The organism is Actinomadura opuntiae (genome assembly GCF_030283205.1).
Classification (GTDB): domain Bacteria; phylum Actinomycetota; class Actinomycetes; order Streptosporangiales; family Streptosporangiaceae; genus Spirillospora.
In genome coordinates this window covers 57,530-81,956 of sequence record NZ_JASNWF010000007.1, presented here as the reverse complement: position 1 = coordinate 81,956, position 24,427 = coordinate 57,530, and the positions used below count along the sequence as shown (strand labels likewise).

21 protein-coding genes are annotated in these 24,427 nt (G+C 73.8%); 14 read left to right on the top strand and 7 right to left on the bottom strand.

Annotated features, from left to right (window positions below):
* Nucleotides 1-149 precede the first annotated feature (149 nt).
* The 7 genes from QP089_RS16385 to QP089_RS16355 all read left to right on the top strand — a co-directional run bounded on the left by QP089_RS16385 (nt 150) and on the right by QP089_RS16355 (nt 8,648).
* Nucleotides 150-1,700: a hypothetical protein gene (locus QP089_RS16385; RefSeq protein WP_285912811.1), complete on the top strand. Its 1,551-nt coding sequence runs from the start codon at nt 150-152 to the stop codon at nt 1,698-1,700.
* Nucleotides 1,701-1,797: 97 nt separating this feature from the next.
* A complete protein-coding gene (locus QP089_RS16380; protein WP_285912473.1) occupies nt 1,798-3,639 on the top strand; it encodes a TY-Chap domain-containing protein in 1,842 nt (613 codons plus the stop codon).
* Nucleotides 3,640-3,701: 62 nt separating this feature from the next.
* Nucleotides 3,702-6,011 carry an SseB family protein gene (locus tag QP089_RS16375; RefSeq protein ID WP_285912472.1) on the top strand — a complete coding sequence of 770 codons (2,310 nt, stop codon included), beginning with the start codon at nt 3,702-3,704 and terminating at the stop codon, nt 6,009-6,011.
* A complete protein-coding gene (locus QP089_RS16370) occupies nt 6,008-6,376 on the top strand; it encodes a UCP033725 family protein (RefSeq protein ID WP_285912471.1) in 369 nt (122 codons plus the stop codon). Before QP089_RS16375 ends, QP089_RS16370 begins: the two co-directional genes overlap by 4 nt.
* Before the next feature lie 63 nt (nt 6,377-6,439).
* Nucleotides 6,440-7,192: a LamB/YcsF family protein gene (locus QP089_RS16365; protein ID WP_285912470.1), complete on the top strand. Its 753-nt coding sequence runs from the start codon at nt 6,440-6,442 to the stop codon at nt 7,190-7,192.
* Nucleotides 7,189-7,803 carry a 5-oxoprolinase subunit PxpB gene (pxpB, locus tag QP089_RS16360; protein ID WP_285912469.1) on the top strand — a complete coding sequence of 205 codons (615 nt, stop codon included), beginning with the start codon at nt 7,189-7,191 and terminating at the stop codon, nt 7,801-7,803. Before QP089_RS16365 ends, pxpB begins: the two co-directional genes overlap by 4 nt.
* Nucleotides 7,800-8,648: a 5-oxoprolinase subunit C family protein gene (locus tag QP089_RS16355; protein WP_285912468.1), complete on the top strand. Its 849-nt coding sequence runs from the start codon at nt 7,800-7,802 to the stop codon at nt 8,646-8,648. Before pxpB ends, QP089_RS16355 begins: the two co-directional genes overlap by 4 nt.
* Before the next feature lie 51 nt (nt 8,649-8,699).
* On the opposite strand, the gene QP089_RS16350 is transcribed toward QP089_RS16355, so the two are convergent.
* The 3 genes from QP089_RS16350 to QP089_RS16340 all read right to left on the bottom strand — a co-directional run bounded on the left by QP089_RS16350 (nt 8,700) and on the right by QP089_RS16340 (nt 13,178).
* Nucleotides 8,700-9,395 (bottom strand): histidine phosphatase family protein, encoded by a 696-nt coding sequence (locus tag QP089_RS16350; RefSeq protein ID WP_285912467.1) that lies wholly within the window; start codon nt 9,393-9,395, stop codon nt 8,700-8,702.
* Between the two features lie 64 nt (nt 9,396-9,459).
* Nucleotides 9,460-10,545 carry a winged helix DNA-binding domain-containing protein gene (locus tag QP089_RS16345; protein WP_285912466.1) on the bottom strand — a complete coding sequence of 362 codons (1,086 nt, stop codon included), beginning with the start codon at nt 10,543-10,545 and terminating at the stop codon, nt 9,460-9,462.
* A 47-nt stretch (nt 10,546-10,592) separates the two neighbouring features.
* Nucleotides 10,593-13,178, bottom strand: coding sequence for an AAA family ATPase (locus QP089_RS16340; protein WP_285912465.1), 2,586 nt, complete (start codon nt 13,176-13,178; stop codon nt 10,593-10,595).
* Between the two features lie 302 nt (nt 13,179-13,480).
* Between QP089_RS16340 and QP089_RS16335 the strand changes: the two genes are divergently transcribed.
* From QP089_RS16335 to QP089_RS16320, 4 genes are all read left to right on the top strand, one after another.
* The gene (locus QP089_RS16335; RefSeq protein ID WP_285912463.1) at nt 13,481-14,695 is read left to right on the top strand and encodes a sensor histidine kinase; all 1,215 of its coding nucleotides are present in this window, start codon (nt 13,481-13,483) and stop codon (nt 14,693-14,695) included.
* A gap of 58 nt (nt 14,696-14,753) precedes the next feature.
* Nucleotides 14,754-15,359, top strand: a complete 606-nt coding sequence (locus QP089_RS16330; protein WP_285912462.1) for a response regulator transcription factor — start codon at nt 14,754-14,756, stop codon at nt 15,357-15,359.
* 83 nt (nt 15,360-15,442) lie between these two features.
* Nucleotides 15,443-16,162, top strand: coding sequence for a ribonuclease HII (gene rnhB, locus QP089_RS16325; RefSeq protein WP_285912810.1), 720 nt, complete (start codon nt 15,443-15,445; stop codon nt 16,160-16,162).
* Nucleotides 16,163-16,237: 75 nt separating this feature from the next.
* Entirely contained in the window at nt 16,238-16,870 is a 633-nt protein-coding gene (locus QP089_RS16320) for an HhH-GDP family DNA glycosylase (protein WP_285912461.1), read from the top strand.
* 28 nt (nt 16,871-16,898) lie between these two features.
* On the opposite strand, the gene QP089_RS16315 is transcribed toward QP089_RS16320, so the two are convergent.
* The gene (locus tag QP089_RS16315) at nt 16,899-17,561 is read right to left on the bottom strand and encodes a nitroreductase family protein (RefSeq protein WP_285912460.1); all 663 of its coding nucleotides are present in this window, start codon (nt 17,559-17,561) and stop codon (nt 16,899-16,901) included.
* A 110-nt stretch (nt 17,562-17,671) separates the two neighbouring features.
* Nucleotides 17,672-19,195 carry a TerD family protein gene (locus QP089_RS16310; RefSeq protein WP_285912459.1) on the bottom strand — a complete coding sequence of 508 codons (1,524 nt, stop codon included), beginning with the start codon at nt 19,193-19,195 and terminating at the stop codon, nt 17,672-17,674.
* Between the two features lie 209 nt (nt 19,196-19,404).
* On the opposite strand from QP089_RS16310, the gene QP089_RS16305 reads away from it, so the two are divergent.
* Nucleotides 19,405-20,532, top strand: a complete 1,128-nt coding sequence (locus tag QP089_RS16305) for a Gfo/Idh/MocA family protein (protein WP_285912458.1) — start codon at nt 19,405-19,407, stop codon at nt 20,530-20,532.
* A 22-nt stretch (nt 20,533-20,554) separates the two neighbouring features.
* Here the strand turns inward: QP089_RS16305 and lplAB are convergent, their stop codons facing one another.
* On the bottom strand, nt 20,555-21,604 hold the full coding sequence (lplAB, locus tag QP089_RS16300) for a lipoate-protein ligase LplAB (protein WP_285912457.1): 1,050 nt from the start codon (nt 21,602-21,604) through the stop codon (nt 20,555-20,557).
* A 122-nt stretch (nt 21,605-21,726) separates the two neighbouring features.
* Here lplAB and QP089_RS16295 point away from each other — a divergent pair, with 122 nt between their 5' ends.
* Both QP089_RS16295 and QP089_RS16290 read left to right on the top strand, forming a co-directional pair.
* On the top strand, nt 21,727-22,692 hold the full coding sequence (locus tag QP089_RS16295) for a pirin family protein (RefSeq protein ID WP_285912456.1): 966 nt from the start codon (nt 21,727-21,729) through the stop codon (nt 22,690-22,692).
* Between the two features lie 51 nt (nt 22,693-22,743).
* A complete protein-coding gene (locus QP089_RS16290; protein WP_285912455.1) occupies nt 22,744-23,325 on the top strand; it encodes a TetR/AcrR family transcriptional regulator in 582 nt (193 codons plus the stop codon).
* Here the strand turns inward: QP089_RS16290 and QP089_RS16285 are convergent.
* Entirely contained in the window at nt 23,306-24,310 is a 1,005-nt protein-coding gene (locus QP089_RS16285; RefSeq protein WP_285912454.1) for a hypothetical protein, read from the bottom strand. The two genes, QP089_RS16290 and QP089_RS16285, sit on opposite strands and share 20 nt — an antisense overlap.
* Between the last annotated feature and the right edge of the window lie 117 nt (nt 24,311-24,427).

Genomic DNA, 24,427 nt, shown 5'->3' with positions numbered 1-24,427 from the left:
GGCGCCGGCGGTCCGGCCTTACGGGCACGCGCCGCCCCGGGATCTGAGAAACTGACGCCGTGAGTCCTCCCAGCCGCCGCTCCCCGTCCGGGGATCCGGCGCGGGACGGGGCGGCCCCGCCCGGCGAGGTCTCGGAGATCTTCGACGGGATGCTGCGGCACGCCCGCGAGCTGCTGGCCGTGCGCAGCCCGCTGGACGCCGAGCTGATCGTCAGCGAGATCCTCGGCTCCTGGTGGGGCCACCGGGTGAGCGGCGGGGACGTCGAGGTGGTCATCGGCGAGGCGCTGGTCGACCACGCCGCGCGCGCCGGCACGCCCGCCGCGCTCGCGCTGCTCACCGGGATCGCGTACCTGGGCACGCCGCGGCAGGCCGCCAAGGCCGAGCGCGCCGCGCTGGAGCTGATGGACCGCGGCGTCGCCCGCCCGGGATGGGCCGACCGCGTCGGCATGGTGGAGCCCGAAGAGTGCTTCGTGTCCCGGGACGTGTACGGCGACCAGGACTCCATCGTCTGCACCTACACCTACGGGGGCGCCGAAAGGCACGCCCTGGTCGTCCTGGTCGACCGCAACAAGGCCGGAGCCGTCCCGTACGCCGACGCCCCGTTCTCCCCGGCGGCCCCGGCGTCGCCGCGCGGCGGACGACCTCCGGCATGCGGGATGGTGCGCGACGCGTGGGTGTCGTCCCAAGTCGACAAACTCCTCGACCACTGCCGCCGCGAAGGCCGCGACAACCCGCTGATGCGGTTCGAGCAACTGGACCCGCGCGACACCAAGGCGTTACTGCGCAGCGCCCTCGACCTCACCAACGACACCAGCGACCCGCCGGTCAACGACACCTTCGGCTCGTACCACGCCTTCGTGCGCGCCCGCGTAGGGATCCTCCCGCCGGGCGGGCGCCTGCCGCAGCCGCCGGTGTACGGACGCGACCGGCGTGCCACGATCGCGGCGCGGTTCCTCGCCTCGGACGAGGCGGGAGACCTGTCGGACCTGTCGGCCGCCAGCCGCTGCGTGGACTGGATCATCGCCTACGGCTGCGCGCACGACTTCGGCCGGCCGCTCCGGGTCAGCCCGATCAAGTGCGAGATGTTCCTGCTCGACTGGCTGCCCCGCAAGGTCCTGCTGTCCCCCGACGAGCAGGAGGCCGTGCCGCACGTGCTGGCGGCGTGGGTGCGGTGGGCGGGCAAGCGCACCGGCCTTCCCGAGGAGGGCGTCAGGGCGACCCTGGACGCGGTGTGGGACGCGACCGGGAAGTTCGCCGAGGCCTACCGCGACCCGTCCGCTTTCGGCCTCGACCGCGACCTCGTCGTCCGGCTCCTGCCCGACGGCGAACTGGAGGCGCTCCCCCGCCGCGCGTTCGCGCTGCCGTTCCTGTCCGGCACCCACCGGCGCTCGGGCCGGCACGGCTCGGTCGACCTGTCGGCGCTGGACCCGTCCGATCCCGCCGACCGGCGCGTCATCCTGGAGTTCGAGCACCCCGGCGGGGACGAGGAGCACCTGGACGCGCACGAGCGGCTCACCGACCGGCTGTGGCGGGGCGACCCGCCCCAGCTGTGGGAGACCGCCCAGGCGCTGCTCGACGTCGGCCACGAACGCCACGAGATCCTGCACAGACTCATCGGCGTCCTCGATCGCTGCGGCGACGACCCGGACGCCCTCAGGGAGGCGCTGCGTGTGCTGCGTCACGAACCCCCGCCAGAGTGAAGTCCCGGTTTGCGCGCGGCGTCCCCGGCGACAATCATCGGATCCCGGGCATGGTCTCGCGGGGGCCCGGGACCGCCCCCGGTCGTAGGGAGTGATCTTGTTGGAGTGGTCCGAGTTCGCCCGCCGGCTGGGGCGTGAACTGGCGGGTCTCGACCGGGACACCATCCTCATCGTGCGCGAACGCGACGAGAGCCGGCACTACGTGCAGGCGATGCGCGAGCCGGACCGGCTGTACGCCGAGGCGGTCAGCAACAACTTCCTCGACGGCCCGCTGCTGCTCACGCCGGCCGACGAGGAGGTCATGAGCGAGGCGGGCTGGCGCCCGCCCGCCGACCCCGCGCCCCGCAACTGGTGGACCGAGCTGCCGGAGACCGGCACGCCCGGCGGGATGCGGTCGGTCACCGCCGGCGACCACGCGCGGCTGGCCGAGGTGATGGTCACCGCGCTGCGCGACGTCCAGGGCGTCCGCCGCCCCTCCGACCTGGTGTACGAGTCGTTCCACCGGCACGGCACCGGCCTGATCGAGCTGCTGGACTTCGGCATCGACATCGCCGACCCGTCCCGGGTGAGCAAGCGCCGCTCGTCGGCGGCTATCACTCCTCAGTCCGCGGCTCCCGAGGCCGCGGGTCCGGCGGCGGCTCCCGGCCTTCCGCCCGCCACGCCGCTTCCCGCCACTCCGCCTACTGCGATTCCGCCTTCCGCCACTCCGCCACCTGCGGGACCGCCACCTGCGGGGCCGCCCATGCCGGTGCCGCCCGCCGGTGCGCCCGGCGGCGAGGCTGCCGACCTGCTGGAGGCGCGCCTGGCCGAGGCCAAGGAGCGCGGCGACCACTCCACCTACTTCAGCCTGCTCGCGGGCGCCGACCTCGTGCTCCCGGCGACCGGGCACGCCGTCGAGAACCCCGACCGCGCCGAGCTGCCGACCATCACGATCGGCAGCGGCACCTACGTCACGCTGTTCACGTCCCCCGGCGCGCTCGCCCGGACGGGCGACCAGCATCCGCTCTACCGGCGTACGACGTTCGCGCTGCTGGCGGCGAGCTGGCCCGACCCGTCCTGGCAGCTCGCCGTCAATCCCGGGCTGCCGAGCGAGGTCCTGCTGGACGCGTCCGCCCTCGCCCGCCTGGAGGCCGCCCAGCGCGAGACACCGGCCACCGGTCCCTACAGCGGTGCCGGGCCGGACGCGGCGGCCGGTCCCGGCCATTTCGGTGCCGGGCCGGCGTCCCCGGTCAGCGGTCCGGGCATGCCCGGGCCGTCCGGCGTCCAGGGGCCGGTGCCGGGGGTCAACGGCTCGTCCTCCGTCAACGGTTCGCCCGCTGTCAACGGCATCCCGGGCCTCAACGGGGCGACCGGCTTCAACGGCCTCCCCGGCGGCAACGGCAGGGCAGCCGCCGACGACGGCTACGACGACTCCGGTACCGCGATCGACCCGTACACGGCGGAGGAGTTGAGGGCGGCGCTGGAAGCCGGTACACCGGACCTGGGACGTGCCAAGCCGGACACCCCGGAGCCCGAACCGGCCACCGCCGCTCCCCTCGGGGCCCCGACGGACGGGCCACCGCCCACCGGCGAGCCCCCGGCCGAGCACCAGCCCGCCATGCCGCAACCCGGCGCACAGCAATCCGATCTGCAGCAACCCGACCTGCAGAGGCCCGACCTGCAGAGGCCCGACCTGCAGCCGGGCGTTACCCGGCAGCCGGAGGCTCCACCGGTCGTCGAGCAGCAGCCCGCCGTCCAACCGGTCGGCGCGCAACCGGCCAGCGGCGTTCCGCAGGCCGGCGGTGCCCCCGTGCAGATTCCGATGCAGCCGCCCCACGGCACCCGTCTGTGGCGCTCCAGCGGCGAGGACGACGAGGTCCCCGTCGCGGTCTACGACGCCATCGGCGGTGTGTGGAGCCCGGCGCGGACCGACGCCGTCCCCGGTCCCCGGGCCGAGTGACGGAGCGTTCGGCTACCGTCGAGTACGGCAATCCCACCCCCGGACGCGAGAGTTGACCCCGAGTGGACTGGAACGACTTCGCCAAACGGCTGACGCTGGAGCTGTCGCGCCTCCCCGTCAAGTCGTTCCTCATCGTGCAGGGGCCGAGCGGCCTGCCGTACACGCAGGCGATGCGCATCGAGGGCGGCCTCGACGCCGAGGCGGTCGGCAGCGCGTTCCTGCCCCGCCCGCTGGCCCCCCGCCAGGAACGGCGCCTCACCACCCTCGGCTGGGAGCCGCCCGACGGCGAGGAACGGCGCAACTGGTGGAACCGCTACACCTGGCGCGAGCGCGGCAACCGCGCGTCCAGCGAGATGCTGGAGGCGGCCGCGATGCTCGCCGGCCAGATGGTCGGCGCCTTCCGCGACGTCTACGGGACCGAGTCCCCGCTCGAACTCGTCTACCAGGCGAGCCGGATCGGGCCGGAGGGCGGGCCGCTGGCGCTTCCCGGCCTCGGCATCCCGCTGGCCGTTCCCGAGTCCGAGAACCCGCCCGCCGGGCAGGACGCCCCCCGCACGGCCGGACCGTCCGGCACCGACCTGGAGACCGCGCTCGTGGAGGCGCGCGAGCGCGGCGACCAGCAGTCGTACCTGCGGCTGCTGGCGCGCGCCACGCTGTACCTGCCGGCGTCCGGTGACCCCACCGCCGAGCACCGGTTCGCCACGGCGCAGTTCGGCGACGGCACGTTCGTGCTGGCGTTCACCTCTCCGGAGGCGATGAACCGCTCGTTGCAGGGGCAGGCCGTCCACCACCGCGAGGCGACGCTGTCGGAGCTGTCGCGGCACTGGCCGCATCCGGACTGGCAGCTCGCGATCGATCCGGGGCTGCCCAGCGCCTCCTACCTGGACGCGCACGCCCTGTTCGAGCCCGTCACGGAGGAGCCGCCCGCCCGGCCGGTGCCTCCGGACCCGTCCGACGTCCGGGTGGCCGGCCGCTCGTCCCGGCCGACGTCCGGACGGCGCCGCCGGTCGGCCGCGGGCCGCTCGCAGACCGCGGCCAGATCGCCGCAGGCGGCTGCGCGCCCCCAGCCGGACTCCGGCACGCCCGCCGGGATCCCCGCGGCCGCACAGGCCCCCTCACAGCCCGCCGCCGACGCGCCCCCGCCCCGGCCGCAGCCCGAGCGTCCAGCGCCTGCGCGGCGACCCGAGCCGGTGAGCGCGCGGGAGACGCCCGCCGACCCGCACGGCCTCCCGATCCCGCCGCCGGACGGCGGCGTCCGGCAGGCGCCCCCGCACATCCAGGTGCCACGGGAGCAAGGGCCCCCGCAGCCCGCCCGCCACACCGCCCCCCAGCCGGCGCCCTTCGATCCCCCACCCGCCCCCGGCGCTCCGCAACCCGCGCTGGGTCGTCGGCAGGCCGCGCCGGGTGGCCCGCCGCCCGCGCCCGGCGCTCCGCAGCCCACGTTGGGCCGTCCGCAACCCGAGCCTGGCGGCCCACCGCCCGTGCCCGGCGGTCCGCAGCCCGCATTCGGAGGTCCGCAACCCGCGCTGGATCTTCCGCAGCCCGCACCGGGCGGCCCGCAGGCCATACCTGGTGGTCCGCAGGGCGTTCCCTTTGACCGGCACGAGGTTGCTGAGCGGCCGTCGCCTCATGGCGCGCCGCCTGCGCCGCCTGCGCCGGCGGTGGATGCGCGGTCCACGGCGCGGGACATTGCGCGGCTGACGGAGCCCGAGCATCGAGCCGCCGGTGTTGTCGAGCAGGCGGTGGCCGGATCCCGGTTCCAGGCGCCCCCGCGCGCGCACGAGGAGCCCCCGGTCCAGGGCCCGCCGCCGCAGGCGCCCGACGTCCCGCAGGAGAGCGACGCGGCACCGCTGGACGGCGGGGCGTTGGGGACCGCGACCGAGGTCCTGGTCATGCAGAAGGTCCTGCGGCGCGAGCATGTGCAGCATCACCTCGAAGGCGGCTACGACCTCGTCGCGGGATACGTGCACCGGCTCCAGGACGTCGCGGAGCTGAACACCCCCGGCGCGCTGATCCGCGGCCTCGGCCTGGTCTACGAGGGGTCGCCGTTCTCGCCCGGCGACGAGGAGATCTTCGTCATCCGGTGGCCGGCGGTGAAGCCGGCGCTGTTCCGGCGGCCGCTCGGGGGCATCGACGAGTGGAGCATGGGGATCATCCCGGGCGGCTGGGTGATCGAGAAGGCGCCGTTCCCCGGTTCGGGGTACGCGCCGGGCGACGGTCCCGCCGTCCCGGAGTTCAAGATCGAGAGCCAGCGGCTGCCGCACGGCGCCGAGCTGTACCGGCTGGACGCGCGGGCCCGCGAGTCGCTGGTCGCGGTGTACGACGCGGACCTGCGCAGATGGCTCGTCAGGCTGCCGGGAGGACATGGATGAGGATCCGGCACGGCTTCTATGCGCGCTGGCGCGGCACCGAGTACGAGGCCAGCCCGGACGCGGATCGCGTGCGGCTCTACACGGCCGAGCACGCCGACGGGTTCCGCCAGATCGGGCCGGAGCGGTTCGTGCAGGTGGTGCCCGCGTCCGAGGTGGAGGGCGTGCGGTACGTCAGCACGCACTGCACGTGGCGGGGCGAGCCGTTCGTGGTGCTCGGCGAGCATCAGGGGTGGCTGCGCGTGGAGTACACCGGCGGTAAGGCGCCGGTGGCCGAGGGCCTCGGGCTGGAGCTGTTCGACCGCGGCGTGTACCAGGCGTGGGCGTCCAAGCACGAGGTCGAGGACGTGCGCGAGGAGGCGGTCTGAGGCGGCCGTCCGGCGGCGGACCGCGCGAGCGGCGGCGGCCCCTGGGCGTGGTAGGTCTTGGGCATGGCGGTCATCGACATCAACGCCGACCTCGGTGAGGGTTTCGGCATCTGGGAGTTGGGCGACGACCTGGCGTTGCTCGACGTCATCACGAGCGCGAACGTCGCCTGCGGGTTCCATGCCGGCGATCCGCTCATCATGCGGCGGGTGTGCGCCGCCGCGGTGGAGCGCGGCGTGACCATCGGCGCCCAGGTCTCCTACCGGGATCTGGCGGGGTTCGGGCGCCGCGAGATGGACGTCGCCGCACCGGAGCTCACCGCCGAGGTCCTGTACCAGCTCGCGGCATTGGACGGCATCGCGCGCACAGAGGGCGGCCGTGTCAGCTATGTGAAACCGCATGGCGCGCTGTACAACCGCATCGTGCGCGACGCCGTGCAGGCCGCGGCGGTGGCGGAAGCGGTGCGCGCCTACGATCCGCAACTTCCGCTACTGACGCTTCCCGGATCGGCCGTGCACGAGGTCGCCGACGGGCTGACCGTGGTCGCCGAGTGCTTCGCCGACCGCGCCTACACGCCGGAGGGCGGCCTCGTGTCCCGCCGCGAGCCGGGCGCCGTGGTGCACGATGCGGACGCCGTCGTGCAGCGGGCCGTACGAATGGCCGTGGAGGGAACGGTCGTCGCCGTGGACGGAACCGAGGTCCCGCTCAAGGCGCGCTCCATCTGCGTGCACGGTGACACACCGGGCGCGGTGGCGCTCGCGCAGGCGGTCCGGTCCGCGCTGTCCGGCGCGGGGGTCGTGCTGGAGCCGTTCGCGTGAGAGTGCTGAGGGCCGGTGACGCGGCCCTGCTCGTGGAGACCGGCGACCTGGCGACGGCCCACCGGCTGAACGCGGCGCTGCGCGCGGCGGCCTGGCCCGGCGTCGTGGACGTCGTCCCGGGCGAGCAGACCGTCCTGGTGGTGACCGAGCCGTCGGCCGACCTCGACCGGCTCGCCGCCCGCCTGCCGGATCTGCCGCTGCCCGACGACGCGGAGGACGACGCGGAGCCGGTGGAGATCCCCGTGGTCTACGACGGCGAGGACCTCGACGAGGTGGCGCGGCTGACCGGCCTGCCACGGGAGGAGGTCGTCCGCAGGCATGCCGCCGGTTCGTACACGGTCGCCTATCTCGGTTTCTCGCCCGGCTTCGGCTACCTGACGGGTCTGGATCCGGCGCTGCGCGTGGCGCGCCGGGAGTCGCCGCGTACCGCCGTCCCGGCGGGGTCGGTGGCGATCGCGGGACCGTACGCGGCGGTCTACCCGTCGCGGTCGCCGGGCGGCTGGCGGCTGCTCGGGCGGAGTTCCGTGCCGCTGTGGGACGTGACGCGCGATCCGCCGTCCCTGCTGCGGCCGGGAACGCGCGTCCGGTTCGTTCCCGAGGAGCCTTCTTGATCGAGGTCGTCCGGCCCGGCCCGCTGGCGACCGTCCAGGACCTCGGCAGGCCCGGCCTCGCCCATCTCGGCGTCCCGCATTCGGGCGCGGCCGACGAGCGTGCCCTGCGTCTCGCCAACCGGCTCGTGGGCAATCCGGAGAGCGCGGCGTGCGTGGAGTTCACGTTCGGCGGCGGTTCGTTGCGTTTCCATAAGGGCGCCTGGGTCGCCGTCACCGGCGCGCCTGTGCCCGTACGCATCGACGGACGCGCGTACGGGGCGAACGCGCCGTGCCATGTGCGTCGCGGTGGCGTGGTGGAGCTGGGCACTCCGGCATCGGGTCTGCGCAGCTACCTCGCCGTGCGCGGCGGCATAACGGTCGACCGGGTCCTCGGCAGCAGGTCCACCGATCTGCTGTCCGGTCTCGGGCCGGCTCCGCTGGCGTCGGGCGACCGGCTTCCGACGGGCCCGGTTACGGGACTGGACGCCATCACCGTGGACGTGGCTCCGGCCCCCTCCCTGCCCGAGACTCCCGTGCTGCGCGTACTGCCGGGCCCACGGAGCGACTGGTTCACCGAGGACGCGATGGCCGCGCTCACGTCGACGCCGTACGAGGTGTCGCCGGACGGCAACCGCGTGGGCGTGCGGCTCGACGGACCGCCGCTGACCCGGTCGCGGGACGGGGAGCTCGGCAGCGAGGGCATGGTCACCGGCTCGATCCAGGTGCCGCCCAGCGGCCTGCCCATCGTCTTCCTGGCCGACCATCCCACGACGGGCGGCTACCCGGTCATCGCAGTGCTGGCCTCGGCGTCCGTGCCGGACGCGGCGCAACTGCGGCCGGGGCAGCGCGTCCGGTTCCGCCGCTGAAACACCCCGTCAGGACGGCGCGGTCAGAACAGCACGGTAAGGACGGCGCGGTCAGGACAGCGGCGCAGGCGCGGACCAGTCCAGATGCGAGACGTCGTTGAACCCGCGGATCGACGTCAGGCCGTTCAGCCACACCAGCCGCGAGATCGATCCGTTGTCCGGGGTCAGGAATGCGAACGGCCTGGACCCGGTGGCGGCCGCGAGCGCCTGCCCGATCACGCCGCCGTGAGTGAACACCGCCACGCGTCCGCCGGGGTGGGCGGCGGCGACTCGCGCCAGGCCCTCTTGGACCCGCGCGGCGAACGCCTCGTCGCTCTCCGCGCCGGGGATGACGTCCCAGCGCTCCTCCGCGACCATCCGCTGGGCGACGGGGTCGTTCTCCGCGACCATCTTGCGGAAAAGGCCGCCCTCCCACTCGCCGAGGTGCACCTCGCGCAGGGCGGGCTCGACCTTCGGCTCGATGCCGAGCTTGCGCGCCAGCGGCGCGGCCGTCTGCGCGGTCCTGCGCAGCGTCGTCACGTAGACGGCGTCGAGCGGCGTCGAGGCGAGCCGCTCGGCGACCCGGTCGGCCTGCTCGCGCCCCTCGGGCGCCAGCTCGGGGTCGCCCTGGCCGTCCACCAGCGGGAACGGCGCGTCCGGGCGGGCCGGCGCGGAGGCGCCGTGCCGGATCAGCAGCAGCTCGGTCGCGCCCTCCGGCGGCTGGTAACGCTTCTGCCGGTATTCGACCGGCTCTTCCCGCTCGTCCACGAACGGCACCCTATGCGGGCACCCGGCGCCCGCCCGACGCCGGGGTGTTCCGCAGGCCCGCGCGTCAGGACGCCAGCCGCCGCAGGCGGGCGGTCTCGGCTTCGAGGAGGTCGGCGGGGACGTCCTCGAACGCGGTCACCACCAGGTCGCCGTCCTTCATCTCCCACACCCCGGCGACGCGTCCCTCGTGCAGGACGACCGGCGAGATCCAGCCTCCCGTGCGGCTCACCTTGCCGCGGTGCTCCACCGGTATCAGGTAGGTGGCGCTCGTACCCGCGCCGAGGACGTACTGGTCGAACCCGCCCAGCAGCCGGACGGAGGTGGTGGGCGCCGTGCCCAGCAGCTCTTCGCGGTGCTCCTCCAAGACGTGCATGGGGACGCCCTCCACCTCCACCGTGGAAAGCCCGTCTTCTGCGGCGGCGAACCAGCTCTTGACATCCTTCTTCCGGTTGCCCTTGCGCATGAGCCAGTTGTCGAACATCTCCGGCGTCGCGGGGCCGTGCGCACCGAGATAGGCGTGGACGACCGTACGGGCGGCCTCCTCCATGGGAGGCAGTCCTTTCCATCCCGGCACCCAATGCGCGGGCGAGGTGAACGTGACACGGGTCCCTTGCGGCGGCCCGTAGCAGAGGACGCCCCACCAGGCCAGCGGCTTGAGAAGCGTGCCCCATCCGGAGCCGAGCACCTCCGCGAGATGCCGGGAACCGGTCTCCTCCACCACGGCGGCGGTCAGCTCCTCGCGCGTGAGCGCCCCGCCGCCCGCGAGCGCTTCGGCGGCGGCCGCCGCGATCGCCTCGAGGTCGGCCGGGGTGGCCCCGAAGTTCCGCTGCCAAGTGGCCTTCTCCCAGTTGCGGATCGCCGCGCACAGCACGAGATAGGCGGCGGCCTCGTCCACCGGCAGCAGGTGCAGGGTGCCGCGCATCGCCCACGTCTTGACGAGCGTCCGTTCGTCCAGCACCGCGCGGGTCACCTCGCCCGGGTCGGGCGACGCCTGGCGGACCGCAACCGCCAGCCCGGCGGCGGAGGCGACCTGCGCCTGCACGCCCGCCAGCCGCCGCGCGATGTCCACCGCGGACGCACCACCCGGCGTCTCGATGAACTGCCGCCGCATCCGCCAGGCCAGCACCTGGGCCCACGTAACCGAGGTCATCCACCGATTACACCGCGAACGGCCGACAGAATCGGCCGCACCGAACCTCAGGCGAGGCGGTGGCTCAGGTCGGCGAAGGCATCGCGCACGTCGTCGGTGGTCAGCACCGTCAGGTCGTCGGTGGTCGCGGCGGATCCGAGCCCGGCCGCCCGCAGCGCGCGACACGCGCACGCCTTCTCGTACAGCGAGCGGGCGAAGCGGCCATTGCCGAGTTCGTCGATACGGCCCGTCCCGCAGACGCGCTGGAAGACCAGGGCGAGGTCGTCGAGGGCGCGTTCCTCCCATTGGTCGCCGCCCTGCTCGGCTATGAGCTGCGCTATGCGCAGCAACTCGTCGGGGCCGTAGGAGGGGAAATCCACCCGGACGTCGAAGCGCGAGGCAAGACCCGGGTTGGACGACAGGAAGCGGTCCATGTCGGCCTCGTATCCGGCGAGCACGACGACGAGCCGGTCCCGGTCGTCCTCGGCCCGCTTCAACAGGACCTGCACCGCCTCGGCGCCGAACGCGTCACCGCCGGAGTAGCCGGGATTGGTCAGCGCGTACGCCTCGTCTATGAACAGGACGCCGCCGAGTGCGGAGTCGACCACCTTGTTGGTCTTCAGGGCGGTCGCGCCCAGGTGCTCGCCGACGAGGTCGGCGCGCTGCGCCTCGACCACCTCCGGCCGGGCGAGCAGGCCGAACGCGGCGAAGATGCGGCCGAGCACCCGCGCGACCGTCGTCTTGCCCGTCCCGGGCGGCCCGGTGAAGACGAAGTGCCGCGTCGGCGGCCGCGTCAGGAGGCCCTGCTCGCGGCGCATCCGTGCCACCTGGAGCTGCGCGGCGATCTCGCGGACCTGCCGCTTCACCGGCTCCAGCCCGATCATCGAGTCCAGCGAGCCGAGCGCCTCGTCCAGGGTCGGGGTCTCGGCGTAGCCGCGGTACCGCTCGGTCACCTCGGCGAAGGCGATCTCGACGTCCTCCTCGCGCAGGGTGACCAGGTCGTCGGCGGTGGGCCGGGCCGGTTCGCCGGAGGAGGAGGCGGCGTCGACGACCCGTACGTCCCGCGCGCGCGCCGCCGTCTCGGTCAGCGTGCGGACGAACCGCCCGTTGCCCAGTTCGTCGACGATGCCGCGCCGCTCGACCTCCTCGAAGCGCGCGGCGAGCCGGCGCCGCGCCTCGGGCGAGAGCCGGTCCTCGCGCAGGCCCGTGTGGTACTCGGCGATCCGGAGCAGCTCGGCGGGCCGGTAGGACGGGAAGTGCACGCGGGTGCCGAAGCGGGAGGCGAGCCCGGGATTGGAGCCGAGGAACTCCTCCATCTGCGCGTCGTACCCGGCGAGGATGATGACCAGGTTGTCGCGGTCGTCCTCGGCGCGCTTGAGGAGCGCCTGCACGGCCTCGTCGCCGAACCGGTCGGGCTGGCCCTCGGCGGAGTTGGCCAGCGCGTACGCCTCGTCGATGAACAGCAGCCCGCCCAGGGCGGAGTCGACGAGCCGGTTGGTCTTGATGGCGGTGGCGCCCAGGAACTCGCCGACGAGGTCGGCGCGGTGGGCCTCCACCACCGTCTGCCGGGGCAGCAGCCCGAACGCGTAGAAGATCTTCGCCAGGACGCGGGCGACCGTGGTCTTGCCGGTGCCGGGCGGCCCGACGAACACGAAGTGCCGCATGGGCTTCTCCGTGGGGACCCCGGCGGCGGCGCGCATGTGCGCGGCCTCGATGGAGGCGGCGATGGAGCGGACCTGCCGCTTGACCGGCTCCAGCCCGATCATGCCCTCGAGCTCGGCGAGCGCCTCGGCGACCGAGATGCCCGGCTCGTCCGCCCCGCGGGCGTCGGCGGACGCGCGGGCCTCCGGGACCGCCGCGGCGTCGGCGCCCTGCGCGGCCGTACGCTGCCCCTGGGCCGCCGCCGCGGCGGCCGGGGCCCCGTGAACCGACCCGGGCGCGTCGTCGCGCGAGGGGCCGTCTGACGGGCGCGGCGGTCCTCCGCCGTCCCGCCGGTCGCGCTTGTCCGGGCCGGACGGGTTCCGACGAGATCCCACCGTTCCCTCCCCCTTCGGGGTGGCCTGTTCCTGCACCCAGCCGGTCTCGTACGCCTCGGCCGGGACGGCGCGCCGCGCCTGGTCCCAGCGGTAGGCGAGCACCGCGAAGGCGGCGGCCCACCCCGGCAGGACGCTCGCCTGCGGAAGCGGATGCGCGAGCGCCGCCGTCGCCACGCCGGCCGCGCCAAGCGCGAGCAGCGCGGTCCGCCAGGGCGCGTACCCGCGCAGGCGGAAGGCCAGGAACGCCACCGGCAGGGCGAGCAGCCCCAGGAGCAGTTCGGGCCTCAGATAGGGCGGGCGCCCCGCGTCCGGGTAGAGCCCTGCCAGCGGGACCGACAGCGCCAGCCATGACGCGACGACCGCCACGACCGCCATCCCGGTGGGCGAGCGCAACGTCAGATGGACGACGATGAGCAGGATCACCGCGAACGCCGCCGTGCCGATGACCGGCCCGTCCAGGACCACCATCGCCGCCAGCGCCACCGCGACCAGCAGGACGCCGCCCAGGAAGCGCAGCCCCGCCGGCACCTGGAAGTAACGCCAGCGCAGGCGCTCGAATAGATCCCGTGCCGCGGCGTCCTTCGCCGGACGGGAGCGGGACCTGCCAAACAAAGCCATCAAAAGCGAGTAAAGCGCAGGACAGGCCGGAACGGGACTCCCCGCGCCGCGTTCGTTGACTCCTGATGACGCCGCCCGGTTGAGGGCCCTGTTCGCTCCCCCCGGGAGACCAGGACATTTGTCCCGTCCAAAAGGAGAGGTTCGGCTCTGCAGCGCGCTACGGCGAATCCGTAGCGTCGCCGTCATGGCAGTCCAGAAGAACGAAGCGCCGGGCGCTACGGGACGGTTCCCGATTGCGAGGGTGGGGGCGGAGGACGGTCTCCGCCCGCGTACGGTTGCCGCGTGAGCGAGGGGAACGCAGGGTGAAGTTGTGGAAGGACGTCCCGCCCAGGCGGACACCCGACCTGGACGTGGACCAGCTGGACCGCAACGGCCCCGAGGGGGACGCGTTCGTCTTCTGGCTGATCATCCTCGCGTGGCCGCTGCGCGACATCATCGCCGGACGGTCGCAGCCGGCGTGGCTGGCCGTCCTCGCCCTGGTCGCGTTCGCGGTCGTGCACGTCGGCGTCGCCCGCACCGCGTTCGACGGGCGGGTGCCGATGAAGGTGCCGGTGGGCCTGCTGCTGGTGGAGGCCGTCCTGGCCTCGGTCGCCACCACGGCCTTCCAGCACCGGTGGTTCACGCTGTGGCCGCTGCTCGGCCTGGCGACCGGGATCGTCGTGGGCCACATGCCCCGGCAGACGAAGGGCCCGGAGCTGCCGATGCTCTTCGGCGTCGGAGGCGTCTCCCTGCTGACCGTCTCGGTCTCGTGGGCGGCGGGCGACGACGGCTCGACGGTCCTCGGCAACTGGTACGCCGTGATCACCTCGACCCTGGTGACGGCGGTGCTCCTGCGGCTGTTCACCGTCATCCGCATGCTGCGCGAGGCGCGCGAGGAGCTGGCGAAGGCGGCGGTCGAGCAGGAACGGCTCCGCTTCGCCCGCGACCTGCACGACCTGCTCGGCCACACCCTGTCGCTGATGGTCGTCAAGGCGCAGGCCGTCCGGCTGGTGGCCGGGCGCGATCCCGCGCTGGCCGCCGAGCAGGCCGCCGACATCGAGAGCGTCGGGCGGCAGGCACTCGGCGAGGTGCGCCAGGCCGTCTCCGGATACCGCGGCCGCGGCCTCGCCGAGGAACTCGACGCGGCGCTCACCGCGCTGGCCGACTGCGGTGTGGAGGGGGCCGTCCGGCGCGCGGGCCCGCCTCTGCCGCCGGAACCGGACGCACTGCTCGGGTGGGCGGTGCGGGAGGGCGTCACCAACGTCATACGGCACAGCGGGGCCCGGCAGTGCCACATCACGGTCCGCAATGACGGCGACTGCGCCGAATTGGAGATCAGCGACGACGGGACGGGCCCCAACGGGCACGCCGCGGCGGACGGCGACCACCCCGGCATCGCACCGGACGGGCTGTCGCTGGGACCCGGCGGGCATGGGCTGCGCGGGCTCGCGGAACGGATGGCCGCCGCCGACGGCACCCTGCGCACGGGACCGGCGCCCGGCGGCGGATTCCTGCTGACGGCGACCGTACCGATCTGAACCGACCCGGGCGCCGGGCGCCGGGGCGCCGGTGGACAATGGGGCCGGAAGGAGACCCGTGATCAAAGTTCTGCTCGCCGAGGACCAGGGCATGATGCGCGGCGCGCTGGCGCTGCTGCTCGGCCTCGAAGAGGACCTGGAGGTCGTCGCGCAGGTCGGGGACGGCGCGCAGGTGCTCGCGGAGGCGCTGCGGACGCGCCCGGACGTGGCGGTGCTCGACATCGAGATGCCAGGCCGCAGCGGCCTGGACGTGGCGGCCGACCTGCGCCGCGAGCTGCCCGGCTGCAAGGTGCTGATCGTCACCACCTTCGGCCGCCCCGGCTACCTGCGCCGGGCGATGGAGGCGGGCGCGAGCGGGTTCCTGGTGAAGGACGGACCGATCGAGGAGCTCGTCTCCGCGCTGCGGCGGGTGCTGGCCGGGGAGCGGGTGGTCGACCCGGCGCTCGCGACGGCCGCGCTGTCGGTCGGCCCGAACCCGTTGACCGAGCGGGAACGGGACGTGTTGTCCGCCGCGTCCGACGGCGCGACCATCGCCGACATCGCCGGGCGCCTGCACCTGTCGGAGAGCACCGTCCGCAACTACCTGTCGGCGGCGATCGGCAAGACCGGTGCGCGCAATCGCATCGAGGCGGTGGGGACGGCCCGCCACAATGGCTGGCTGTGACCACCGAACGCGTCCCCGACGACGACCCCGCCACCGCCGACGCACTGCCCGGCCTGGATCCCGCCCGGTCCGTACCCGGGGCCGTGCCACGGGCCGCCGGCTACGAGATCGAAGAGGAGCTGCGGGCCGCGCTCGGCGAGAACGGCCGTCCGGTCCGGATCGCCGGTGTGGACGAGGTCGGTCGTGGCGCGTGGGCGGGACCGGTCGTGGTGTGCGCGGCGATGACCGACCTCAGCGCGCCGCCGGTGCTGCCCGGACGCGGTAAGCGGACCGTCGCGCTGACCGACTCCAAGCTGCTGACGGCGGCGCACAGGGCGTCGTTCGCCGAAGTGCTGCCGGGGTGGCTCGCCGGGCACGCGATCGGCACCGCCTCCCCCGAGGAGATCGACGAGCTCGGAATGACCGAGGCGCTGCGGCGCGCCGCCGTCCGCGCGCTGGAGGCGCTGCCCCACCCGCCCGACGTGGTGATCCTGGACGGCAAGCACGACTTCCTGCGGCGCCCGTGGCGGGTGCGCTGCGAGATCAAGGCCGACCAGCGGTCGGTGACGGTCGCGGCGGCGTCCGTCCTGGCCAAGGTCCACCGGGACGGCCTGATGGCAGCCCTGGAGAACGAACACCCCGGATACGGGTTCGCTGACAGCGCCGGATACCCGTCCCCCGTCCACCAGCGGGCTCTGGAGAAGTCGGGCCCCACACCGCACCACCGGCTGTCCTGGTCGTACCTTGACGACCTGCCCCAGTGGCGGCATCTGAAGAAGCACCGCGACCCGCTCGCCGGAGAAGGACAGCTCAGCCTCCTGTGACGCCGCCCGCGCGCGCTTGGCATGAGTCATCCCCGCCGGTCCGGGTAAGCGTCGCCCTAACGGGAGGTGCGAGCCATGGACGCCGTCGTCAAGAAGCTGCTGCGCGAATCCGGGGAGACGTTCGCCGAAGAGGCCGGGATCCCCTTGAAGGACCAGCCGGCGGCGCTGTTCAAGCTGCTCGTCCTGGCGAACCTGCTGAGCGCCCGCATCTCGTCGGACATCGCGCTCGCGGCCGCGCGGGAGCTGTTCGAGGCGGGCGGCGGAACGGCCCGCGGCATGGCGAAGCTGACCTGGCAGGAACGCGTGGACGCGCTGGGGCGCGGCCACTACGTGCGCTATGACGAGAGCACCGCGACACGTCTCGGGAAGATGGCGGACATAGTCCAGGACAAGTACAAGGGCGATCTGCGCAAGCTCGCCATCGAGGCCGGACGCGACCCCGGCAAGGCGGCGGAGCTGCTGAAGGAGTTCCCCGGCATCGGCCCTACCGGCGTGGACATCTTCTGCAGAGAAGCGCAGGCGATCTGGCCGTGGCTGCGTCCCTACGTCGACGACCAGGTCAAGAAGGGCGCGGAACGGCTGGGGCTGCCCACCGACGCGGGAAAGCTCGCCTCCCAGGTGCCGGAGAAGGACCTCGCGCGCCTCAGCGCCGCGCTGGTCCGGGTGGCCCGCGACAAGAAACTCGCCGACACGGTCAAGGCCGCCTGACGACCGTCCCGGTTCGGGCGCTGCAGCCTCAGAGGTGGACGACGACCTCGTCGACCGGCTTCTTGTCGATGTCGGGCACCATCGCGTCGTCAGCCGGATAGCCGACCGGGATCACCACGTACGCGCGTTCCTCCTGCGGCCGCTCGCACACCTCGTTCAGGAAGCGCATCGGGCTCGGCGTGTGCGTGAGGGTCGCAAGGCCCGCCTGGTGCAGACCCGCCAGCAGGAAGCCCACCGCGATACCCACCGACTCCTTCACGTAGTACGGGCGGGGCGTCTCGGGTCCCTTGTGCACCTCGAAGACGACGATGACCGCGGGCGCGTCCTCCAGGAACGGCTTGTGCCAGTCGGTGCCCAGCGGCGCCAGCGCGTCCAGCCACTCCTGCGACGCGCGCCGCTCGTAGAACTCGCGCTCCTCGCGTTCCGCCGCCTCGCGCAGCCGCCGCTTGCGGCCAGGGTCGGTGACCACCACGAACCGCCACGGCTGAAGGTTGGCGCCGCTCGGCGCGGTGCCGGCCGCCCGGATCGCGTGCTCGACGGCCTCGATCGGCACCGGACGCGACGAGAAGTCCCGCACGGTGCGGCGCAACGTCATCGTGTCGGCGAACGCCTGCGCGCGCCTCGCCGCCTCCTCCCCGGACACGTCGAAACGGGGCGCGGGCACGACCGGATACTGCCGCTGAGTGCTCATGCGACCGTCCTATCCCGCGCCGCGCGCCCCGGACAACCGGCAAGAAACGCCAGAATCACCGGCCGGCCCCCGGCATCCGCAGGGGGCCGCTCAGGTGCACGCGGGCCGGGTCAGTCCTTGCCGCGCGCGGCCACCCACTCCAGCTTCCAGCCGTACGCCTCGTCGACCGACATCTTGCCCCAGCGCGGACGGCCGGGCGGCGGCAGCACGAACCGGCCCTCCCGCCGGACGACCAGTTCCCCGCCCACGTTCTCGATGAGCGCGAGCACGGCGTCGCGGGACCCGTCCACGCAGTCGTCCATGCGCATCTCGATCGGCGGCGCGTTCACCGGGAACAGCGTGGCGATCGCGTCCAGGCCACGGAAGTCGTCGGCGCCGTCGTAGATCTCGGCGAACACCAGGATCCGCTTGAAGTCGGCGGTGTGGTCGAGGTTGATGGTGAGGTTCTCACCGGTCTCGATCGCGCCGGTGCGGTCGTCCTTGTCGAGCCGGATGAAAGGCGGGCGGTCCAGCGCGCCCATGTCGCCGAGCGCGTGGATGATGCCCCTGCGCCCGCTCTGCAGCTCCCAGAGGCAGCACAGGTCGAGGTCCAGGTCGACGCCGCGCCGGCGCTTGCCGAGCCGCCCCTTGGCGACGCCCTCGCGCGCCGTCCAGTTGAGGTTGACCCGCATGTGCCCCGAGGTGGCGCCGTGCTTGGTGAGCGACACCGACGGCTTGCTCTTGGTCAGCGAGATCGTCCCGCCCTGCGGGCCCGGCGCCTGCGGCGCCGGCTGCGGAGGCGGTGCCTGCGGAGGCGCGTACCCGGGCGGAGGCGGCGCGTACTGTCCCGGCGGGGGCGGCATGTACTGGCCGCCCGGCGGCGGAGGCGGCGGCGCGTACTGGTCGGGCGGCGGGGCGTACTGTCCGGGCGGCGGAGGCGGTGCGTACTGGCCTGGAGGCGGTGCGTACTGCCCGGGCGGCGGGGGCGGCGTGTACTGCCCGCCGGGAGGCGCGTACTGGCCGGGCGGCGGCGCCTGGGGCTGCGGCGGCGCAGGAGGAGCCGCCTGCGGCTGCGGAGGAGCGGGAGGAGCCGCGGGCTGCTGCGGAGGGGGCGGGGCGGACGCCTGGCCCGGATCGTCGACCGTGATGCCGAAGTCGCTGGCCAGCCCCGCGAGCCCGGAGTCGTACCCCTGACCGACCGCGCGGAACTTCCATCCGCCCTGCCGCCGGTACAGCTCACCGAGCACGAACGCGGTCTCGCTCGTGGCGCCGGGACTGTCGAAGCGCGCGACCTCGGTGCCGCCGGAGGCGTCCGCGACCCGCACGTACAGCCCCTGGAACTGGCCGAACGTCCCGCCGTCCGCGGACGCGGCGATCACGATCCGCTCGACGCCCGGTTCGACGCGGCCGAGGTCCACCGACAGGGCGTCCACCGTCGTGGGCCCCGGCCGCTTGCCCTCGTGCCGCACCGCCCCGGACGCGTGCGCCGGCTGGTTGTAGAAGATGAAGTCGTCGTCGGAGCGCACCCGGCCGGAGTCGGTCAGCAGCAGCGCCGACGCGTCGGCGTCCGGCACGCCCGGTCCGCTCTGCCACCCGACCTCGACGCGGACCGCGGGGACCGGCACCGCGGTGTTGGCGCCCTTCTGCATGGACATAACGCTCCTCGTCATCGGCCGACGTGACCAACCTACGGGCCGACCGGCGGCACCGCGACCTGCATGTGAGGTGGACGCGCGACGCGGCCGGGGAGTTCCGCGCGGCAACCGGACCTGCACCGTCCCTTTATGTGGACGGGCTATGTCCGGTTGCGTTAGCCTCCAAGAAAGCGGACGGCAGAGGTCCGCTTCACTGACGGGAGGTCCCCATGGCAGACGGCAGCATCCGGGTCGGCATCGTCGGCGCGAACCCCGACCGGGGCTGGGCCGCGCGGGCGCACGTCCCCGCCCTCCGCGCGCTGCCCGGTTACGAGATCACGGCCGTCGGCACCAGCCGGGCCGACAGCGCCCGCGCTGCGGCCGACCGGTTCGGCGTCCCGCACGCCTTCACCGACGCCCGCGAACTCGCCGCGCACCCCGACGTCGACCTAGTGGCGATCACCGTCAAGGTGCCGGCGCACGACGCGCTGGTCCGGGCGGCGCTCGACGCGGGCAAGCACGTCTACTGCGAGTGGCCCCTGGCACTCGGCACCGCGGAGGCCGGGGGCCTGCTGGAGCTCGCGCGGCGCACCGGCGTGCGGCACGCGGTGGGCCTGCAGGCGCGCTTCTCCCCCGCCGTCCAGTACGCGCGGGACCTGGTCGCCGACGGGTACGTCGGCAGGGTGACCTCCGTCAACGTGTACGCGGCGCGCGGCAAGGGCGGCTCGGGCGAGATCCCCGGCTGGGGCGCCTACACGTTCGACAGGTCGAACGGCGCCGGCTCGCTCGAGGTCGGCGCGGGGCACACGCTCGACGTGATGGAGTACCTCGCCGGGAACGTGACGGCCCTGTCGGCGGAGCTGTCGGTGCAGCGCACCGAGTACACCGTGACCGGCACGAACGAGACGGTCAAGGCCGACACCCCCGACCAGATCGTCGTCGGCGCGGTCCTCGCCGGAGGCGCCACCGCGTCCGTGCACGTGCACGACGCCAAGGTCACTGCGGCCCGCACCCGGATCGAGATCGCGGGCACCGACGGCGACCTCGCGCTGGTCTCTCCGGGCCCGGGCGCCAAGGAGGGCGTCCAGATCGGCGCCTTGGCGGTACGCGGCGCCCAAGGCAGCGGGTCGTCCCGCGAGGATCTGCCGATCCCGGACGAATACCTGTGGGTGCCGGAGGCGGCGCGCGCGGTCGAGGTCCTCAACGTCGCGCAGTTCTATGCCCGCTTCGCCGACGACGTCCGGACGGGCGGCACGACCGTGCCGGGCTTCGACACGGGCCTGCACATGCACCGGCTCCTCGACGCCGTCCGCCGTTCCGCCGAAACCGGGACGCGCCAGACCGTCCAGGACCGGTGAACCGGCGTCGCCGCAGGGCGGGTCAGGGAACGCGGGCGGTCCATTCGGCGGTGCTGAACTTGTCGGCCGCGTACTTGTCGGCGAGGCGGAGCTCGTCGTCGGTGAGGCGGTCGGTGACCAGGCCGTACCGGGTCCGGAAGTGCGCGATCATCCGGTCGATGATCTCCTCGCGGGGCAGGCCGGTCTGCCGGCGCAGCGGGTCGACCCGCTTGGCGGCGCTGGCGATGCCCTTGTCGGACACCTTCTCCCGGCCGATCCGCAGCACCCGCAGCATCTTCGCGGCGTCGATGTCGTAGGACATCGTCACGTGGTGCAGCACCGCGCCGGAGGCCAGCCGCTTCTGCGCCGCGCCGGCGATCTTGCCCTGGTCGGAGGTGATGTCGTTGAGCGGCTGGTACCAGGCCCGGATGCCGAGCTCGCCGAGGGCGCCGAGCACCCAGTCGTCGAGGAAGGCGTAGCTCTCGGCGAACGACATGCCCGCGACCAGGGAGCCGGGCGCGTACAGCGAGTAGGTGATCGTGTTGCCGGGTTCGACGAACATCGCGCCCCCGCCGCTGATGCGGCGGACCACCTCGACGCCGTGCCGCTCGGCCTCCTCGGCGTCGACCTCGTTGCGCAGCGACTGGAAGCTGCCGATGACCACCGCGGGCGAGGCCCATTCCCAGACGCGCAGCGTCGGCGGGCGGCGTCCCGCGCCGACCTCCTCGGCGAGCACCTGGTCGAGCGCCATGTGCAGGGCGGGGCCCTGCGGCGGTTCGTGGACCAGTCGCCAGTCGTGGTCCCGCCAGTCCGAGGCCCGCGCGACCGCGCGCCGCACCGCGATGCCGACGGCCTCGGCGGTGATGCCCAGCATCACCGTCCCGGCCGGCAGCCCCGCCTGGACGCGGGCCCCGATCTCCCTGGCCTCCAGGGCGGCGGGCAACCCGTCCAGGGCGGCGTTGATGGCCTCCAGCGCCTCGTCCGGCTCCATGAAGAAGTCGCCGCTGATCCTGGGGCGGCGCAGCAGGCCGTCCACCACGTCGACGTCGGCGACCACGAGCTTGCCGCCGGGGACCTTGTACTCACCGTGCATCACGTTCGTTCAAACCCCGGCGGCCCGCCGCCGATTCCGCGCTCCGCCGCGAGCGGAATGGCCCCGGCCGGCCCTGCGCGCACACTGGTCCGTAGCGTGGCCATCATGAAGGAGTCGGTGCAGTGAGCAATCTTGACGTGCGGCCCGGGGCCGTCGTGTGCGGGGGCCGGGATGACGTCGCCGGAGGCCCGGTGCACGAGATGCTGCCGCCCCGGCGGGTGCCGCTCGGCGAGAGCACGTTCGTCCGGCGGCTGCTGCCGAGCCTGGGACGGCGGATGGTCGGGGCCTGGTGCTTCGTCGATCACTACGGCCCGGACGACATCGCCGGCGAGCCCGGCATGCAGGTGCCGCCGCATCCGCACATCGGGCTGCAGACGGTGAGCTGGCTGCACGCCGGGGAGGTGCTGCACCGCGACAGCCTCGGCAGCCTGCAGACCGTCCGGCCGCGTGAGCTGGGACTGATGACGGCCGGGCGGGCCATCGCGCACTCGGAGGAGTCGCCGCGCGAGCACGCGCCGACGCTGCACGGTGCGCAACTGTGGGTCGCGTTGCCGGACGCGCACCGCCACACCGACCCGGCGTTCGAGCACCACGCCGACCTTCCCGTGGTACGCGGGCCCGGATTCGACGGGACGGTGATCCTCGGCGAACTCGACGGCGCGGTCTCGCCCGGCACGGTGTTCAGCCCCATCGTCGGCGCGGACATCGCCCTCGCGGACGGCGCCGACGTGCGCCTGCCGGTCGAGCCGGACTTCGAGTACGCGGTGCTCACGATGTCGGGCGTCACGGACGTGGACGGGGTACGCGCGGAGCCGGGCTCGATGGTGTACCTCGGATGCGGCCGCCGTGAGCTGCGGCTGCGCGCCGACGGTGCGAGCGGGCTCGTGCTGCTGGGCGGCGAGCCTTTCGCGGAGAAGCTGGTGATGTGGTGGAACTTCGTCGCGCGGTCGGGCGAGGAGGTCCGCCGGGCGCGCGAGGACTGGACGTCCGGCGAGCGGTTCGGCGCCGTGCACGGCTATGACGGGCCCCCGCTCGCGGCGCCCGCGCTTCCCGACGTCCCCCTCAAGCCCCGGGGGCGCGTCCGCTGACCCAGGCGCGGATTTCCTTGCTCGCATGTCTAGCGATGCTAGGATCGGAGCGTGTCCGTACAAGAACGCCGTGAGCGCGAACGAGCAGAACGTCACCGGCTGATCGTCAGGGCCGCCCGGGAGATGGCCGAGGCGGAGGGCTGGGAGTCGGTGACGACCCGGCGGCTGGCCGAGCGCGTCGAGTACAGCCAGCCCGTCCTCTACAGCCACTTCAAGGGCAAGGACGCCATCGTCGCGGCGGTGGCGGTCGACGGGATCGGCGAGCTGGCCGCCCTGCTGCGCGAGGCGCGGACCGCCCGGCAGGCGCCCGAGGACGCCCTGCGCGCCATGGCCGCGGCCTACCTGGACTTCGCCCGCGAGCGGCCCGCGCTGTACGACGCGATGTTCGTCCAGCGGATCGACGTGACGTTCGGGACCGGCGAGTCGCCCGCGCCCCTGCGGGAGGCCTTCGGCGAGTTCCTTACAGCGCTGGAACCGTTCGCGGGCGGGCGGGACCTGGAGACGCTGGCCGAGGTGACCTGGGGGTCGCTGCACGGCCTGGCCACCCTCGCGCAGGGGCGCCGCCTGCGTTCCGGACATGGCGACGCCCGCCTCGACTTACTCCTGACGGCGATCATCGCGGGAGGCTCCTGAGGCCGGAGGTTGGCCGCGCCGCCTTGAGGAGAGCGGCCAGCATCACGATCCCGGCGGTGATGCTCAGCCCGTACTCGATCAACGAGACGCCGACGTACTCGACGGGCGTATAGCCGCCCGGGCGGATGAGTGCCCAGGGCAGCTTCCACGCCGCCCATGCGAACATCGAGCCCGACGCGGTGAAGCCCAGCGCCATGGGGATCCACAAGGGAATCCTCGAACGTCCCGCAGCGATCGTCCGGATCGCAGCGGCGCCCATGACCGCCCACAGAGCCGAGTTGGCGACAAGCAACCGCCCGTTGGCGTCCATCATGTCGCGGTGTTCGAGACCGAGCGTCCCGCCCGCCGCCCAGTACGTCCACAGGAGGGCGAGCGCCGCGACCAGGCCGTACAGAACCCCGAGGCGGTAGCGCCCGAGGTGCGCCGGCCCGCGATCATCGACCCGTCCGAGGAACGCGGCCGGCCATCTTTCCCGCATGTAAATCGGGAGCCCGACGGCCAGCCCCACGGCCATGCCCGCGAAACCCACGCCGATGAAGACCATCTCCCACGACGGGGCGGCGTCACCGCCGCCCGAGCCGCCGCCCGAGCCGCCGCCGTCCGAATCCCCTCCCACGAAGGCGCTGAGCACCATGTAGGGGATCATCGGGATGAGGAACCCGGCGCCCGTCCAGGCGCAGAAGACCAGCGGCGGCGCCGGTACGCGGCGTCCCCATCGCTGCGCCAGGCCCAGCCCGAGGACGACGCCGACGACCGACATGCCCACGGTGACCGTATTCAGCACGATCCAGTCGCCGTCGCCGAAATTGGACGGCGTGTGCCCCAGCAGCGCCGCCCCCACCCAGACGACCTTCACCGCAAGGTAGAGGGACAGCGATAAAGCGGCGCCGTAGCCGGCCGCCTTACGGGCCGCTGTCCATCTGGGGCCAATCCCGTCGACCGGTACCGCGGTTCCGCTCACCGGCGTTTCCAGCGCATCGCTCATGGTGGAGAGTTTCGAGGCGACGGCACCGGACCCGCCTCCCCCGCGGGAACCACACGCTTCCCCCGCACGGGCGAGCGCGAAGATCCGCCCGGACGGACGGGTCTGCGCGCATGTCGC

Bases quoted from the DNA above. Each gene is read 5' to 3' on its own strand.
- QP089_RS16385 (WP_285912811.1), top strand. From the start codon at position 150: ATGCTGCGGCACGCCCGCGAGCTGCTGGCCGTGCGCAGCCCGCTGGAC.
- QP089_RS16370 (WP_285912471.1), top strand. From the start codon at position 6,008: ATGAGGATCCGGCACGGCTTCTATGCGCGCTGGCGCGGCACCGAGTAC.
- QP089_RS16365 (WP_285912470.1), top strand. From the start codon at position 6,440: ATGGCGGTCATCGACATCAACGCCGACCTCGGTGAGGGTTTCGGCATC.
- QP089_RS16345 (WP_285912466.1), bottom strand. From the start codon at position 10,545: ATGACCTCGGTTACGTGGGCCCAGGTGCTGGCCTGGCGGATGCGGCGG.
- QP089_RS16340 (WP_285912465.1), bottom strand. From the start codon at position 13,178: ATGGCTTTGTTTGGCAGGTCCCGCTCCCGTCCGGCGAAGGACGCCGCG.
- QP089_RS16320 (WP_285912461.1), top strand. From the start codon at position 16,238: ATGGACGCCGTCGTCAAGAAGCTGCTGCGCGAATCCGGGGAGACGTTC.
- QP089_RS16315 (WP_285912460.1), bottom strand. From the start codon at position 17,561: ATGAGCACTCAGCGGCAGTATCCGGTCGTGCCCGCGCCCCGTTTCGAC.
- QP089_RS16310 (WP_285912459.1), bottom strand. From the start codon at position 19,195: ATGTCCATGCAGAAGGGCGCCAACACCGCGGTGCCGGTCCCCGCGGTC.
- QP089_RS16305 (WP_285912458.1), top strand. From the start codon at position 19,405: ATGGCAGACGGCAGCATCCGGGTCGGCATCGTCGGCGCGAACCCCGAC.
- lplAB (WP_285912457.1), bottom strand. From the start codon at position 21,604: ATGCACGGTGAGTACAAGGTCCCCGGCGGCAAGCTCGTGGTCGCCGAC.
- QP089_RS16285 (WP_285912454.1), bottom strand. From the start codon at position 24,310: ATGAGCGATGCGCTGGAAACGCCGGTGAGCGGAACCGCGGTACCGGTC.